This window comes from Bacillus sp. JJ1474 (assembly GCF_036965225.1).
Lineage (GTDB): Bacteria > Bacillota > Bacilli > Bacillales > Cytobacillaceae > Cytobacillus.
In genome coordinates this window covers 1,027-14,905 of the sequence record NZ_JBALPC010000024.1, presented here as the reverse complement: position 1 = coordinate 14,905, position 13,879 = coordinate 1,027, and the positions used below count along the sequence as shown (strand labels likewise).

Sequence of the window (13,879 nt, the reverse complement as noted above, 5' to 3'; positions counted from 1 at the left end):
CTAATTGAAAAATAATATACTATCAATATATTAAACAAATAGTCAGAAATATTTTAATTCCTAATCTATTTGTTTAAATTGGGAAAATAGTCTGACTCGTAATAGGAGTTTGTAGATAGATTATTTTAAACTAATTAATCTAGCTCAAAAGACCTTTCTATGTTTCAAATTGATTGAACAATCAGAATAGAAAAAAGGGGGAAAACTAAATGGTTTTCAAGAAAAAAATCACATCAGTCTTAATGGCTACAACATTAATGGCTGGTATTCTTGCTGGCTGTAGCGGCAGCAAAGAAGCAGGTTCAGGCGGTTCAAGTTCTAAAGACGGAGATACAATAAAAATTGGAGCTAACTTAGAACTTTCAGGTGGTGTTGCATCTTATGGCTCAGGAATTGCTTCTGGGGTGGAGCTTGCGGTTGAAGAAATCAACGCGGCTGGCGGTGTAGATGGCAAGAAAATTGAACTTGTAAAAGTTGATAATAAATCAGATGCAGCTGAAGCAACAAACGCTGCTATTAAATTAACGAGCCAAGATAAAGTTACCGCAATCATCGGTGCTGCTACAAGTGGTAATACAGTAGCTCAAGCCCAAATTGCTAACGATAATAAGACTGTTCTTATCTCACCATCTGGTACAAGCCCAACTGTAACAGTACGTGAAGATGGATCTGTAAATGAGTTCGTATTCCGTACTGCTTTTATCGACCCATTCCAAGGAACAGTTGCAGCGAACTTTGCTCTAAACGATGCTAAGGTAAAAAATGCAGCAATCTTTGCTGACAATGCAAGTGATTATGCAAAAGGACTTGCCGCTTCATTTAAAGAAACTTTTGAAGCAGCTGGCGGTACAATTGTTTCAGAAGAATCATATGTTGCTAAGGATACAGACTTCCGTTCTACATTAACTCGTATTAAGGCTTCTAATCCAGAATTTATTTTCATTCCTGGATACTATGAAGAAGTAGGTCTAATTGTTAAGCAAGCTAGAGAAATGGGCATTACAGTTCCATTAATGGGAGCAGACGGCTGGGATTCTCCTAAGCTAGTGGAATTAGCTGGTGCAGATGCATTAAATAATACTTTTATTATTAACCACTACTCTGCTGAAGACCCAGACGCAACGATTCAAAAGTTTGTTAAAGCTTACGGAGACAAAAATAGCGGCAAATCACCAGATGCTTTTAACGCACTTGGTTATGACACTGTATACCTTCTTGTAGATGCAATGAAACGTGCTGGCACTACATCTGATTCAGAGAAAATTAAAGATGCTCTTGCTGCTACAAAAGATTTAGCATTAATTACTGGTACTATTACAGTTGACGAAAATCACCACTTAATTAAATCAGCATCCGTTCTAGAATATGTAGATGGTAAGCAAAAATTCAAAACAAAAGTTAATCCTTAAGATTAACCACAGGAAATGGGGGGATTATCCTATCCTCCCATTTTCCATTCCTAATGATGAAAATTTTGTCGAAAAGCTGTCAAGGCGCCTGCGCTTTGCTAAATTGTCTAGCTCAGCGCTTAGGGGCTCTTGGGCCTAAGCCAATCCGCCAAGAAGGTTAAACTACAACCTTCCCGTCGGCTTGTCTTATGCTTGAGACCCGCGGGATGCGGGTCATGCAGACGTTGCCACAGGACGTGGCGCTTTTAGTCTGCGTTCCTTCAAGGGACAAGGCGCTGACGCTTTTCTAATAAAGGAGTGAGAGTTCATGGAATGGTTACAGCAATTAATTAACGGTATTTCACTCGGCAGTATTTATGCATTAATTGCATTAGGTTATACGATGGTTTATGGAATTATTAAATTAATTAACTTTGCGCATGGCGATGTTTTTATGATCGGTGCGTTTATTGGATTCTATGCCATCGCTGGCTGGGGATTAGGATTTTTCCCAGCATTATTACTCGCTATGACGGTTTGTGCGATTTTTGGGGTTCTCATTGAGAGAATTGCCTATAAGCGCCTCCGCAATGCAACTCGAATAGCCGCTTTAATTACGGCAATCGGGGTTTCCCTTCTCATCGAATATGGAGTTATCTACATTCGAGGTGCGCAGCCAGAAGCTTATCCAAATGTTTTCGCTAACAAATCCTTTAATGTATTTGGTGCTCAAATCAGCAGCCAATCTCTATTAATTCTCTCCGTTTCTATTATTCTAATGCTAATTTTGCAATTCATTGTTCATAAAACAAAAATTGGTAAGGCGATGCGTGCAGTATCACACGATATGGACGCAGCCCGTTTGATGGGGATTAATGTAAACAATACGATTTCTGCAACATTTGCTATTGGTTCAGCGATGGCAGGAGCAGCAGGTGTTATTTTTGGTGTGTATTACACAAAAATTGAACCGCTAATGGGAATTATTCCTGGATTAAAAGCATTCGTTGCCGCCGTTCTAGGGGGAATCGGGATTATACCGGGGGCGATGGTAGGCGGACTTGTGCTTGGAGTCGTTGAAACAGTTGTTAGCGCTTTTGGTTTCTCTTTATGGAGAGATGCAGCAGCATTTATTATTCTCATTTTAATCCTATTATTTAGACCATCGGGCATCTTCGGTAAGAATGCTAGAGAGAAAGTGTAGGTGAAAGAATCTATGAAAAAGGCAAAAGGATTTTGGCTATTTTTAATTTTATCGGTCATCGTCTACGGAGTTGCGCAATTTCTAATTAGTGCTGGAATCTTAAACCCGTTTTATTCAAATACACTCATCTTTATAGGCATTAACATCATCTTGGCAGTCAGCCTGCACTTAGTTATTGGAATTACAGGGCAATTTTCGATTGGACATGCTGGGTTTTTGGCAGTTGGTGCTTATATTTCAGCGATATTTACGATGAAGCTTCATCTTCCACTCCCAATTGCTTTAATAGCCGGCGGACTTATGGCAGCATTAGCAGGACTTATCGTTGGGATTCCGAGCCTTCGTTTAAAAGGTGACTATTTGGCGATAGCTACTTTAGGTTTTGCGGAAATAATCAGGATTGTATTCCTGAATATTGATTATGTTGGTGGAGCTGCCGGTATGCAGGTTTCCCATTTAACGACTTGGACGTATACGTTCATCTGTCTGTTTGTAACGATTTTAGTCATCATGAACTTTACAAATTCAAGACATGGACGTGCGTGTATTTCTGTTCGTGAGAATGAAATTGCTGCGGATGCAATGGGGATCAACACGACCTATTATAAGGTTATCGCGTTTGCCCTAGGCTCTTTCTTTGCCGGAATTGCGGGCGGTTTGTATTCGCATAACTTCTATATTATTCAGCCAACAAACTTCGGATTCTTAAAATCCTTTGATATTTTAATATTTGTTGTACTTGGCGGGCTTGGAAGCTTATCAGGAGCGGTTATTTCAGCGATATTATTAACATTAGTGTCCACCTTCTTGCAGGATTACCCGGAAACTCGGATGATTATGTACAGTCTTGTCTTAGTTATCGTGATGTTATATCGTCCTCAAGGCTTAATGGGAACACGTGAAATCACTGATTTATTTAAGTGGAAAAGTGCGAAAGGAGGTAACTAGCATGGGCAATACACCATTACTTCAGGTTAAAGAAGCAGGCATTCAATTTGGCGGATTAAAAGCTGTTCAAGGTTTTAGCATGGAAATTAACCAAGGTGAGCTAGTTGGGTTAATTGGACCGAATGGTGCGGGAAAAACAACAAGCTTTAACTTACTGACTGGTGTTTATGTGCCAACAGAAGGAGACATTCTGTTTGAAGGAAAACGTCTAAATGGGTTGCCTCCATATAAGGTAACACGTCTAGGAATTAGCCGTACCTTCCAAAATATTCGTCTTTTCAATGAGCTTTCTGTTCTAGATAATGTGAAGGTAGCCTACCACTCATTAGCAAAGCACTCAATCGTAAGCTCCATTTTCCGTCTTCCTTCTCACTTTTCAGGGGAAAAAGAAATGGAGGAAAAGTCAATTGAGTTCCTTAAAATTTTTCAATTAGAAAATTTTAAGGATGAAAAGGCAAAAAATCTTCCTTATGGCCAGCAAAGGAGATTGGAAATTGCGAGAGCTTTAGCAGCGGGTCCAAAGCTATTATTGCTTGACGAGCCTGCCGCCGGGATGAACCCGCAAGAAACGCATGAACTCATGGAGTTAATTGCTTTTATCCGTAATGAATTTGATTTGACCATTTTATTGATTGAACATGATATGAATTTAGTTATGGGTATTTGTGAAAGAATTTATGTTCTAGACCATGGGCAGCTTATTGCTGCAGGAACACCTGAAGAAATTCGTAATCATCCTAAAGTCATCGAGGCTTACTTAGGTGAGGAGGTTACAAAAGATGCTTAAAGTAGATCAAATTGACGTGTTTTATGGGAATATACAAGCGCTTAAAGGTGTTTCTTTAGAAGTAAATAAGGGGGAAATTGTTACCCTTATTGGTGCGAACGGAGCTGGAAAAAGTACTCTGCTGAAAACTTTATCCGGACTTCTAAAGCCGAAAAATGGAACAATCCAATATTTAGGTGACTCTATTGGCGGCAAGGCTGCTCAGGGTATTGTTAAGGCGGGAATCTCACATGTGCCAGAGGGGCGCCGTGTATTTGCAAACATGACCGTTGAGGAGAACCTAGAATTAGGAGCTTTTTTAAGAAAAGATTCCAAAGAAATTCATAAGGATATCGAAAAGGTTTATGAAACTTTCCCACGGTTGCGAGAGCGTCGAAAACAGTTGTCAGGGACACTTTCAGGCGGTGAGCAGCAAATGCTAGCTATGGGAAGAGCGATAATGGCAAGACCAAAGCTTCTTTTACTTGATGAGCCTTCTATGGGACTTGCTCCTTTAATGGTTAAAACGATCTTCCAAATTATTGAAGAAATTAACCGTGAAGGAACAACTGTTTTGCTAGTAGAACAAAACGCACATATGGCATTATCAATTGCTAACCGGGCGTACGTAATTGAAACAGGACGTGTAACAGTTTCAGGTACAGCCGCCGAGCTGCAGGCCAGCGAAGAAATCAAGAAAGCCTACTTAGGTGGACATTAATAGTGGGAAGGGACCGGCTCATATGAGAGCCAGTCCCCTCTTTTTATTTTTTCCTGTTTCGTTCTTGTCTTTCCCATAATCGTAAGTGCGGATACGGATCAAATGACCATTCTGTAAAGCCATTGTCTTTGTAAATTCCGTAATGCAAATGTGGCGGGAATTTTCCTGAAGTTCCAGGCGGTCCATAACCAGAACTTCCAACCCCGCCGATTAACATCCCTGGCTCGACAATTTGTCCAAGCTTCAAGTCCTTCGCAAAACCACTTAAATGGGCAAAATAATGATAATTATTGTTAATATCCCGAATGCCGATTCGCCAGCCGCCGAATCGATTCCAGCCCTTCATTTCAACAATTCCATATGCTGTTGCCCTAACAGGAACCCCGTACCCGGCAAATATATCTGTACCTTCATGAATTCTTCTTCCACCCCAGCCGCGAGCCGCTCCCCATGTGTTTTTATAAGTATATTGGCTTCTTAATGGGAGTGGAAATACACGATCATCTAGATTCAATCTTCCAAAATGCTTGTAAAGCTTTGCTTTTCCAATAATGATGCTAACCGTTTTATCACGCTTATAATAATCCCATAAGCCAATTTTGATATTATCATGATCCCTTCCATACGATAGAAGATGTTGAGCAAACATATAGAGAACATCATCATCATTCGTCAAGCTCGCTTTCCCATCCCCATCGCCATCCACCCCCTTTCCATTAAAAAACTGAATGGAAAATGGGTTATCGTCAGATGTATTAGGATTTAACGGTCCCGCCCATTCTTCAGGCTTGATATAGATCCCTGTTAGTCCTTCTGCTTTTGGAATGTCTCTTCTAGCCTGCCTTACATTTCGTTCATATTGGTCAATTCCGGCAAGATAATACCAGGGAATGTGTGTGACAGCTTCAATCCTTTTATATAATTCCATCCGGCTTTTATATACTTCATTTCCAACTGTCTGAGCCTTACCGTTCCAAGGAGAAAATAAAGAAAAAAGCAATGTTAGAATAACAGCTAATTTAATCCTCAAAGTAATCCTCCCTTCCTCACACATATGCTTATTTAGTTTGTGATTTTTGGAGAAATAAATATATATCAATTAATGGTAATCAAAACATTCCAACTTGTCCTAGACTTTTTCATGTGTTACAGTTGCATCATATACAGGAATTCAGGCACCATGCCACAAAAGGGAGTGGAATGAGAGTGAGTACGAAAGAGGAATACATACGTAAGCCGGAGTGGCTGAAAATAAAGCTTAACACGAATGAAAACTATACCGGTTTAAAGAAAATGATGAGGGAAAATAGCTTACATACAGTATGCGAAGAAGCAAAATGTCCGAATATCCATGAATGCTGGGCGGTCAGAAGAACGGCTACCTTCATGATTCTAGGGGATACTTGTACACGTGCTTGCCGTTTCTGTGCGGTCAAAACGGGATTGCCAACTGAATTGGATTGGCAAGAGCCGGAAAGAGTCGCAGATTCCGTAGTGCTGATGAACTTAAAGCATGTTGTTGTGACAGCAGTGGCAAGGGATGATCTTAAAGACGGTGGAGCAGCTGTTTTTGCTGAAACAGTCAGAGCCATTAGAAGAAAGAACCCATTCACTACTATTGAAGTATTGCCGTCTGATATGGGTGGCGTATATGAAAATTTAAAGACATTGATGGATGCACGTCCAGATATATTAAATCATAATATCGAGACGGTTGAACGTCTTACTCCGAGAGTGAGAGCACGAGCTCAATATAACCGCTCATTAGAATTCTTGAAAAGGGCAAAAGAAATGCAGCCAGATATTCCGACAAAATCCAGCTTAATGATCGGTCTTGGAGAAACGAAAGAGGAAATAATTGAAACGATGGATGCTTTAAGAGCGCATAATGTTGATATTATGACGATTGGCCAATATTTACAGCCATCGAAAAAGCATCTGAAAGTAGTAAAATATTACCACCCAGATGAGTTCCAAGAGTTTAAGGAAATTGCTTTAAGCAAGGGCTTTAGTCATTGTGAGTCTGGTCCTCTTGTACGATCTTCTTACCATGCTGATGAGCAAGTAAATGCTGCTGCTAAGCGTCAGCAGGAGTTGGGAGAAATCGAGCTTAAAGAAGCATAAAAGATAAAAGGGTTCAGCAGCCAATACTGAACCCTTTTTTTTAACGGTTATTCTCTTCACCCTTTAATTCTCCATTTTCGTTTTCACCATTACCCATTTTTTTCCCTTGTGGGGATTTTAGCATTTCTTTAATTACTTTATTTAGGCCGGTATTCACATTTTTTGTGTTCGGGCTGTTCGTTGCAAAGTTTTCAACATAAGGGCGCAGAGTCGTATTATCACTTACATATACATGGTACGACCTAGGGACGACAGACATAGCTGTTTTCTTCACTTGGTCTGCAATCATGTTACGGTTATTTGAGTCCGTATGATAAATGACCAGCACTTCTTCATCTGTCACAAGTGTAGATATATCGTCAACATTTGGAATATCCGTACAGTAGCCAGAAATGATATCAGCTAATTGCTCCTTATTGATGGTTCCATAATTAACATTGGAAACCCTTTCGCCTGCAACGGGGCTTTTCTGGTGACGGACATAACCAAAATTATTTTTTGTACCATTATTATTCGTATTCCTAAAATCCCTGCCGTTGACGTTGTTTCCATTATTATTTTGATTATATAACTCAGGGCGCTGAGTATTTACATTCAGCGTGTTGCCGCTTCTTTCGTAAATTCCATCGCTTTCATTTGCCATATTGTTGTTTTGACAAGCAGTTAGTGCTGTAAGGCCGCATATCCCTAAGATGATCAATGATTTTCTAATGTGAAACACCTCCTTGCTTATAGAATAACCAGCCGATTATTTTTTTCTCTTAGAAATTGATGGGCTATCAGTTATAATTTAAATAAAGTAAGAAATACCTTTCGGAATACAAACATTTCCAATATAATGGGGATGATAGACGCTGTTTTTAAACTGAGGTGATTGATGTGATTTGTGTTAATAACGTTTGCTATGAGGTTATTGAAGATATACGAAATGGTTTTAATGAAGAAGCATTTCGAGGCAGATATAGCGATATTTTAACCCGGTATGATTATATTGTTGGGGATTGGGGTTATGGCCAGCTAAGGCTGCGGGGTTTCTTTGACGATCAAAATCAGAAAGCCACCTTTGATACGAAAATTAGTACATTATCGGAATACTTGTATGAATTTTGCAATTTTGGCTGTGCATATTTTGTGGCGAAAAAAGTAAATAAGTAAATAAGTAAAAAAGAAAAGGCAATCAGGCATCATCTGATCGCCTTTTTATACAATTAAGCCAAGTTTTGCTTAACTACTGCTTTATTTTTGATAATCATCATACGGCGGTTCCGTGCTTCTTTCGGGGTCATCGTGGGTAGGATGAGCTCCTTCCATTTGCCGAGGCATGTCTTCATGTAAGGTTTTATTTTCGTAATTAAAGGCACTATACCTTCGCTGTTCTTCGCGAAAGGGAGTACTTTTATTTTCTACGGGATCATGTCTTTTTAATGGGGATCCGTATGGTCCATCAGGGAAGTCCTCTGCCGTCACATAGTTCCTTCGCTTTTCAACATTTGTAAAATCCGTATACTCACGCTCTTCCTTATTATCCAACAATTACCACCCCTTAAAAAATAGAAAAATTAAAAAGAGAACCTTAGATCTAAGGTTCTCCTTTATTATTTGTGAATCTGGTGATAATAAACCGGAGAATACATATTACTAAATTAATTCATATAGAAAGGAGCGCAATTCCTCAGCGTCTTCTTCAGAAAGATTAAAGGCATACTCTAAATAGCCTTCTTCTTTTAAATCATCAGGTCCAATGATTGCAAAACGGCTTCCTTGAATATCAAGAACTATATGCTTTCCATAATAGCGATCGGATTGAACAATAGCCAAATCAAAACGTTGATTATCACCCATAAAGCTAACGAAGCGTGTTTTTGTATCTACCAAATCATCATATAAAAAAAAACGTTCTGCCATATTATTTAATACTCCTTTATTCACATAAATTTCAGTTAACCGTATTGATTCTATCATAACAGAAATAATTATAATTCTCACCGCTTCTCTAACGGTTTATCAGGCAATTTGTCCGATTAATCTTTCAAATATTGGAGGAAATGGTCGGATTTTGTGATAAAATGGTGGCATATGTAATTTTGGACGCTGCATCTGAGAGGAATGAGACCATGCCCCGGCAAAACAAAATAAGGTTCAATCAGTTGAACAAATGGATAAAAATCTTACTGCCAGAAGATAAGCTTAAGTTTTATCCGCCGCAATTTATTATTCGTGACCCAATTAGGAAAGCAGTAAGTAAAGCTTTTGATGGTGGCTATGAAGTGGCAGTGATTGTGTTTAACATTAAAAATTTGCGAGAATTGCCGGAACAGCTTGGAGAACAGGGGTATACAGGTTTTATTCAATTATTAAAGCTGACTTTTCAAGATGTGATCAAAGACGAAGTAAAGTCAGAAGAAATTATGGCTCTTCATGATTATTCAAGTGATGGTCTGACACTGTTTATGAAGGTTAACCATGATAGTCATTCTGTTACAGATATTGATAAAAAAATGAAAAAAATTCTAAGACTTTCTGAAAAAAAACTAGCTGAACTAGTTCCTCTTGCGAAACCAGTGTTTGAAACAGGCTATATGTTTATTGAGAAAAGACATTATTCGATCCAAGAGGCCATTTTAAAAGCAAATCAGCATGCACTTTCCATGGCAGAGAAGCGAGTTCAATCTGAATATAATGAAATGCTGTATATGGTTAATCGAATAGTGGCACAAAAAGATATATACCTTCTGGCTCAGCCGATTATAGATATTGCCACAGGTGAGGTGAGGGCATGGGAAATGCTGACCCGCGGTCCGAAGGGCTCTGTATTGGAAAGTCCGCTCCAGCTTTTCTCTATAGCTCGGCAGACAGGGATGCTATATGACCTTGAGATGATTGTTTTCGAAAAAACCCTTCAACAGATTTATAAAACGGGATGCACACACGATATCTTTATTAACTTTACACCTATAACATTAGGGCATGAACGATTTATTCGTGATATTAAGAATATGCTTGCAAAGTATAAGAATATCTCCCCAAGGCAAATAACTCTTGAAATCACAGAGCGTGATGCCATTGAAGGGATGGAGAACTTTTTATACAATATAAAGGTGTTGAGAATGCTTGGTTTCCGTGTGGCCATTGATGATACAGGTGCCGGATACGCAAGCTTGCACTCTATAAGTGAAATCATGCCAGATATTATTAAGATTGATCGTTCTGTCATTCAGGATATAGATAAAAATTCGGTAAAAGAGTCAATGTTAAAAGGATTACTAATTATTGCGAAGGAGGCCGGTTCTTTAGTAGTAGCAGAAGGAATCGAAAATAAAGAAGAAGCCTCAGTCCTTTCAAGAAATAAAGTTGATTTAGCGCAAGGCTATTATTATGCTCGTCCAGATTTTCTAGAAAAGGGATTAAAGCTATCGTAATGGAAGAAGGGTGAGAAATTTGTACTTTGTTGATCGGGAAAAAATTGAAACAACTCTTGTGTTTTTAGAACAGCAATTTGCATTCTTAGAAGAAATAAAAGATCTTAATTCACAGTTTGAAAAAGCTGCACTGGAACGGACAAGCCAGCTAATTATTGAAGCGATTCTCGATGTTGGGAATGCCATGATTGATGGATTCATTATGCGTGATCCTGGGAGCTATGATGATATTGTGGACATTCTGGATGATGAAAAGGTCATTCATAATGAATTAACCAAAAGCTGTAAACATATTATTAAATACCGCAAAATGCTTGTTCAAAACTATACTGAGGTAAATCACGATGAAGTCAAGGCGGAATTTAGCAAGCATTTATCCGTTTTAAAGCAATTTCCCGAGAAAGTCAGAGCATACTTACTTCATGAGCTTGGTCCAGTTTCCGCGTTTAGGAATTAATGATGCTGAATCACTGTAGTAGGGAGTGATGAAATATGGGTAAATATAAAGGCTATTTAATTGATCTGGATGGGACAATGTATAGAGGAACGGAATTGATTAAAGAAGCAGCAGATTTTGTTCAGCAGCTTCGTGAGCGTGGGCTTCCTTATCTTTTTGTTACGAACAATTCCTCGAGAACGCCTGCCCAGGTGGCAGAAAAGCTCCGCCAATTTACGATACCCGCTACGGAAGCTCAGGTTTTTACAACCAGTATGGCAACGGCTAATTACATATATGAACAGAAGCAGGATGCCTCGGTCTATTGTGTAGGAGAAGAAGGCATAAGGAATGCCCTGCAAGACAAGGGATTTGCAATTGTTGAAGAGAATGCAGATTATGTTGTCGTTGGGATTGACCGCTCCATTACTTATGAAAAGCTGGCTACTGCTTGTTTGGCAGTCAGAAATGGCGCTACCTTTATTTCGACAAATGGAGATATAGCAATCCCGACAGAGAGAGGGCTTCTGCCAGGCAATGGTTCGTTAACATCAGTTATTACTGTTTCTACGCAAACTAAGCCAATTTTTATCGGAAAGCCAGAATCCATAATTATGGAACAAGCTCTTCAAGTACTTGGGACGAAAAAAGAAGATACCCTTATGGTCGGGGATAATTATGATACCGACATATTAGCGGGGATGAATGCAGGTCTTGATACTTTGCTCGTTCATACTGGAGTAACGACGAAGGAATTGCTGGGCAGGTATGAAAAGAGGCCTAGTTATGTAGTGGATTCGCTGAATGAGTGGGAGTTTTTGTAGGAGCGATTTTTTATATATTTATAATAGTTTAAGTTTAAGCCCTTAGTAAAAAGGATGGAGACATTTTCTCCATCCTTTTTATTAAGGGCTTCAGTGTTTATAAATTGGTCAAGTAATCTGAACTAAATTTTCCTTTCCTTCTTCGAATAATTAACTATGATGAACAGTATTTTTATTGCATATATATAAATTAATATGAAATAGATTGTTCATGATATTTAAGGGCTTATTAATAAATTTGTGGAGGTTCATTTCGATGGGAGAGAGTATAAGGATTCAGGATATTTTTAAAATTGTACTAAAACGTATAATACTAATCGTATTAATAACGTCACTTTCAGTTCTTGTTACTGGAATTGTAAGCTATAAATACTTAACGCCTATTTATGAAACTTCCACTCAGTTGCTAATCAATCAAACGAATTCCGATCAACAGTCAGGGGGAGCTATCAATATACAAGGTAATCTAGAGTTAATAAATACTTATCGAGTTATTATTAAAAGTCCTGCAATTTTAGATTTAGTAAAGAACGAAATGAATTTAAATGCATCTTTAAAAGAACTAAGTAATCAAATTAGTGTTTCAAGTGAACATAACTCACAAGTAGTGACCATTACGACCCAAGACAAGGATCTAAAAAAAGCTGTAAAGATGGCGAACACAATAGCAAATGTGTTTCAAAATAAAGTTAAAGTGATTATGAATATAGACAATGTATCCATTTTATCAATGGCAGATGAAGATACTAGCAGCGTACCAATCAAACCAAGTCCGATTATAAACATGTTCATTGCTTTTACGGTTAGTCTCTTAGCTATGATTGGTCTAGTGCTGCTATTAGAATATTTGGATAACACAATAAAGGCAGAGAATGATATTAAGCATTTTTTGGATATTCCAATACTAGGTTCGATACCAGTGCAAGCTGGCAGCTACTTTCAGAAGGATGAAGGAAAAAAATCATTTAAGATGGGGATGAAGAACCTATGGAATTTTCGGGGACTTTTTAAAAAGAAAGAAAAAGTAAACAAAAGGAAAATAATCACAATCTCTAAACCAAAGTCACCAATTTCTGAGCAATATCGAACCATTCGGACAAACATTGAATATTCTAATATTGATCGTGAGAACCGTATTATCATGGTCACTTCATCAAACCCTGGTGAAGGTAAGACTATTACATCCTCAAACTTAGCTGTTGTGTTTTCGCAACAAGGGAAAAAAGTACTGTTAATTGACGCCGACTTTCGGAAACCAATGGTTCATGATGTATTTAAGAAACAGAATATGTTTGGCTTAACATCTGTAATTATTAAACATATACCATTAAATGAAGCTATACAAGAAACAAGAATTAAAAACCTGTATGTATTGACTAGCGGACCAATCACACCTAGCCCATCTGAATTACTCAGTTCACAAGCAATGAGCGAATTATTAAAGACGATTAGTGAGCAGTTTGATTTGGTTATTATTGATACACCGCCAATTCTTCCGGTAACTGATGCTCAAATACTCGCTAATCAATGTGATGGCGCGATATTGGTTATTAATTGTGGGAAAACAAAATATGAACATGCAGAAAAGGCCAAAACTTTATTACTGAACGTAAATGCGAGATTATTAGGAGCAGTTCTCAATAATATTAAGTTGAATTATACAGATTATTATTACTATGATGATCATAGCTAATCAATTCGATCTTAAACACTTTAAAAAATGTGATAAAAAGCGGAGGAGTGGGGAAGGTGATTGATATTCATTGTCATATTCTCCCTGGTATTGATGATGGAGCAAAAGACCTTATTGAAAGTATAGGAATGGCTAAACATGCAGCTAGTAAAGGAATAACAACTATTTTTGCAACACCACATCACAAAAATGGACGGTATTATAATAAGGGAAACAAAATACTTGCAAAGGTTAATAAGTTAAATTCGAAGTTAAGGAAAGCAAAAATCCCAGTAAAAATTTTACCTGGTCAAGAGCCCCGAATTTATGGGGAGCTTCTTGAAGATTATAAAGCTGGGAAAATATTGACTTTAAAT

Annotated in this window: 16 protein-coding genes and 1 pseudogene; 13 read left to right on the top strand and 4 right to left on the bottom strand. The window is 38.2% G+C overall.

Annotated elements, in window-relative coordinates; all coding sequences use genetic code 11:
• The first annotated feature begins 209 nt into the window (after nt 1-209).
• The 5 genes from V7164_RS03805 to V7164_RS03785 all read left to right on the top strand — a co-directional run bounded on the left by V7164_RS03805 (nt 210) and on the right by V7164_RS03785 (nt 5,027).
• Nucleotides 210-1,409 carry an ABC transporter substrate-binding protein gene (locus V7164_RS03805; protein ID WP_335347109.1) on the top strand — a complete coding sequence of 400 codons (1,200 nt, stop codon included), beginning with the start codon at nt 210-212 and terminating at the stop codon, nt 1,407-1,409.
• Nucleotides 1,410-1,716: 307 nt separating this feature from the next.
• Nucleotides 1,717-2,592: a branched-chain amino acid ABC transporter permease gene (locus V7164_RS03800; RefSeq protein ID WP_335353422.1), complete on the top strand. Its 876-nt coding sequence runs from the start codon at nt 1,717-1,719 to the stop codon at nt 2,590-2,592.
• A gap of 12 nt (nt 2,593-2,604) precedes the next feature.
• Nucleotides 2,605-3,540 carry a branched-chain amino acid ABC transporter permease gene (locus V7164_RS03795; RefSeq protein WP_335347111.1) on the top strand — a complete coding sequence of 312 codons (936 nt, stop codon included), beginning with the start codon at nt 2,605-2,607 and terminating at the stop codon, nt 3,538-3,540.
• Between the two features lies 1 nt (nt 3,541).
• Nucleotides 3,542-4,327, top strand: a complete 786-nt coding sequence (locus tag V7164_RS03790; protein WP_335347112.1) for an ABC transporter ATP-binding protein — start codon at nt 3,542-3,544, stop codon at nt 4,325-4,327.
• Nucleotides 4,320-5,027: an ABC transporter ATP-binding protein gene (locus tag V7164_RS03785; RefSeq protein ID WP_335353421.1), complete on the top strand. Its 708-nt coding sequence runs from the start codon at nt 4,320-4,322 to the stop codon at nt 5,025-5,027. Before V7164_RS03790 ends, V7164_RS03785 begins: the two co-directional genes overlap by 8 nt.
• A gap of 43 nt (nt 5,028-5,070) precedes the next feature.
• Here V7164_RS03785 and V7164_RS03780 read toward each other — a convergent pair whose 3' ends face one another.
• A complete protein-coding gene (locus tag V7164_RS03780) occupies nt 5,071-6,057 on the bottom strand; it encodes a M23 family metallopeptidase (RefSeq protein WP_438824701.1) in 987 nt (328 codons plus the stop codon).
• 170 nt (nt 6,058-6,227) lie between these two features.
• Here V7164_RS03780 and lipA point away from each other — a divergent pair, with 170 nt between their 5' ends.
• Entirely contained in the window at nt 6,228-7,151 is a 924-nt protein-coding gene (gene lipA, locus V7164_RS03775; RefSeq protein ID WP_438824049.1) for a lipoyl synthase, read from the top strand.
• Nucleotides 7,152-7,191: 40 nt separating this feature from the next.
• Here the strand turns inward: lipA and V7164_RS03770 are convergent, their stop codons facing one another.
• Entirely contained in the window at nt 7,192-7,863 is a 672-nt protein-coding gene (locus V7164_RS03770; protein ID WP_438824129.1) for a YhcN/YlaJ family sporulation lipoprotein, read from the bottom strand.
• A gap of 167 nt (nt 7,864-8,030) precedes the next feature.
• Between V7164_RS03770 and V7164_RS03765 the strand changes: the two genes are divergently transcribed.
• Nucleotides 8,031-8,306: a YutD family protein gene (locus V7164_RS03765; protein ID WP_335347116.1), complete on the top strand. Its 276-nt coding sequence runs from the start codon at nt 8,031-8,033 to the stop codon at nt 8,304-8,306.
• Between the two features lie 81 nt (nt 8,307-8,387).
• Here the strand turns inward: V7164_RS03765 and V7164_RS03760 are convergent, their stop codons facing one another.
• Nucleotides 8,388-8,681 carry a cytosolic protein gene (locus tag V7164_RS03760; RefSeq protein WP_335347117.1) on the bottom strand — a complete coding sequence of 98 codons (294 nt, stop codon included), beginning with the start codon at nt 8,679-8,681 and terminating at the stop codon, nt 8,388-8,390.
• A gap of 108 nt (nt 8,682-8,789) precedes the next feature.
• On the bottom strand, nt 8,790-9,056 hold the full coding sequence (locus V7164_RS03755) for a DUF3055 domain-containing protein (protein ID WP_335347118.1): 267 nt from the start codon (nt 9,054-9,056) through the stop codon (nt 8,790-8,792).
• A gap of 140 nt (nt 9,057-9,196) precedes the next feature.
• Between V7164_RS03755 and V7164_RS03750 the strand changes: the two genes are divergently transcribed.
• The 6 genes and pseudogenes from V7164_RS03750 to V7164_RS03725 all read left to right on the top strand — a co-directional run.
• Complete coding sequence (locus V7164_RS03750; protein WP_335347119.1) at nt 9,197-10,570, top strand: EAL domain-containing protein; 1,374 nt, start codon at nt 9,197-9,199, stop codon at nt 10,568-10,570.
• Between the two features lie 19 nt (nt 10,571-10,589).
• Entirely contained in the window at nt 10,590-11,027 is a 438-nt protein-coding gene (gene hepT / locus V7164_RS03745) for a type VII toxin-antitoxin system HepT family RNase toxin (RefSeq protein WP_335347120.1), read from the top strand.
• A 35-nt stretch (nt 11,028-11,062) separates the two neighbouring features.
• Nucleotides 11,063-11,830, top strand: a complete 768-nt coding sequence (locus tag V7164_RS03740) for a TIGR01457 family HAD-type hydrolase (protein ID WP_335347121.1) — start codon at nt 11,063-11,065, stop codon at nt 11,828-11,830.
• 211 nt (nt 11,831-12,041) lie between these two features.
• Nucleotides 12,042-12,353, top strand: a pseudogene (locus tag V7164_RS03735) (Wzz/FepE/Etk N-terminal domain-containing protein); the annotation flags it as partial.
• A 453-nt stretch (nt 12,354-12,806) separates the two neighbouring features.
• Nucleotides 12,807-13,523 (top strand): CpsD/CapB family tyrosine-protein kinase, encoded by a 717-nt coding sequence (locus tag V7164_RS03730; protein ID WP_335347125.1) that lies wholly within the window; start codon nt 12,807-12,809, stop codon nt 13,521-13,523.
• A gap of 56 nt (nt 13,524-13,579) precedes the next feature.
• Nucleotides 13,580-13,879, top strand: a 300-nt coding sequence (locus V7164_RS03725) for a CpsB/CapC family capsule biosynthesis tyrosine phosphatase (protein ID WP_335353420.1), incomplete at its 3' end; no start/stop codon positions are given.

What these genes read in the sequence shown, in the direction of transcription:
- lipA (WP_438824049.1), top strand. Translation starts at nt 6,228, where the DNA reads ATGAGAGTGAGTACGAAAGAGGAATACATACGTAAGCCGGAGTGGCTG.
- V7164_RS03730 (WP_335347125.1), top strand. Translation starts at nt 12,807, where the DNA reads ATGAAGAACCTATGGAATTTTCGGGGACTTTTTAAAAAGAAAGAAAAA.
- V7164_RS03750 (WP_335347119.1), top strand. Translation starts at nt 9,197, where the DNA reads ATGGTCGGATTTTGTGATAAAATGGTGGCATATGTAATTTTGGACGCT.
- V7164_RS03740 (WP_335347121.1), top strand. Translation starts at nt 11,063, where the DNA reads ATGGGTAAATATAAAGGCTATTTAATTGATCTGGATGGGACAATGTAT.
- V7164_RS03800 (WP_335353422.1), top strand. Translation starts at nt 1,717, where the DNA reads ATGGAATGGTTACAGCAATTAATTAACGGTATTTCACTCGGCAGTATT.
- V7164_RS03795 (WP_335347111.1), top strand. Translation starts at nt 2,605, where the DNA reads ATGAAAAAGGCAAAAGGATTTTGGCTATTTTTAATTTTATCGGTCATC.
- V7164_RS03785 (WP_335353421.1), top strand. Translation starts at nt 4,320, where the DNA reads ATGCTTAAAGTAGATCAAATTGACGTGTTTTATGGGAATATACAAGCG.
- V7164_RS03805 (WP_335347109.1), top strand. Translation starts at nt 210, where the DNA reads ATGGTTTTCAAGAAAAAAATCACATCAGTCTTAATGGCTACAACATTA.
- V7164_RS03790 (WP_335347112.1), top strand. Translation starts at nt 3,542, where the DNA reads ATGGGCAATACACCATTACTTCAGGTTAAAGAAGCAGGCATTCAATTT.
- V7164_RS03755 (WP_335347118.1), bottom strand. Translation starts at nt 9,056, where the DNA reads ATGGCAGAACGTTTTTTTTTATATGATGATTTGGTAGATACAAAAACA.